This is a genomic window from Pseudomonas sp. 05T35 (genome assembly GCF_056396605.1).
Genome location: NZ_JBFTLU010000780.1, coordinates 1 through 1,019, shown reverse-complemented (window position 1 = coordinate 1,019; position 1,019 = coordinate 1). Strand labels below are relative to the sequence as shown.

Here is a 1,019-nt window from a genome sequence, read left to right as displayed (position 1 = left end):
CAGATGCAGGACGAACACGGGGCGCTCTCAAGCTCCACGGTGGATGTGACCATCACTGGCACCAACGACGCACCGGTGGCAGTGGCCGATACGGCTGCCGGCACGGAAAACCAGACCCTGAGCATCGACGTGCTGGCCAACGACACCGATGTCGACGACGGTCACCTGTTCACACTGAACTCGGTCAGTGCACCGGCAAACAAGGGCACGGCCAGCGTGGTCGGCAACCAGCTCGTATTCAATCCGGGAGCCGACTTTGATCATCTGGCGCAAGGCGCGGTCGAGCACGTGACGCTCACTTACCAGATGCAGGACGAACACGGSGCGCTCTCAAGCTCCACGGTGGACGTGACCATTACCGGCACCAACGACGCGCCGGTGGCGGTGGCCGATACGGCCGCCGGTACGGAAAACCAGACCCTGACGATCGACGTGCTGGTCAACGATACCGATGTCGACGACGGCCACCTGTTCACGTTGAACTCGGCCAGCGCGCCGGCAAACAAAGGCAGTGCCAGCGTGGTCGGCAACCAGCTGGTGTTCAACCCGGGAAGTGATTTCGACCATCTGGCGCAAGGCGTGGTCGAGCACGTGACGCTCACTTACCAGATGCAGGACGAACACGGGGCGCTCTCGAGTTCCACGGTGGACGTGACCATCACCGGCACCAACGACGCGCCGGTGGCAGTGGCCGATACGGCCGCCGGTACGGAAAACCAGACCCTGACCATCAACGTGCTGGCCAACGACACCGATGTCGACGACGGTCACGCGTTCACGCTGAACTCGGCCAGCGCGCCGGCAAACAAGGGCACGGCCAGCGTGGTCGGCAACCAGTTGCAGTTCAACCCGGGGGCTGATTTCGACCACCTGGCGCAGGGTGCGGTCGAACACGTGACGCTCACTTACCAGATGCAGGACGAACACGGGGCGCTCTCAAGCTCCACGGTGGATGTGACCATCACTGGCACCAACGACGCACCGGTGGCAGTGGCCGATACGGCYGCCGGCACGGAAAA

The 1,019-nt window shown here is 63.4% G+C and carries 1 protein-coding gene; it reads left to right on the top strand.

Annotated elements, in window-relative coordinates:
- A partial coding sequence (locus AC1DH9_RS29775) for an Ig-like domain-containing protein (protein WP_477809408.1) occupies positions 1-1,019 on the top strand: 1,019 nt, incomplete at both ends.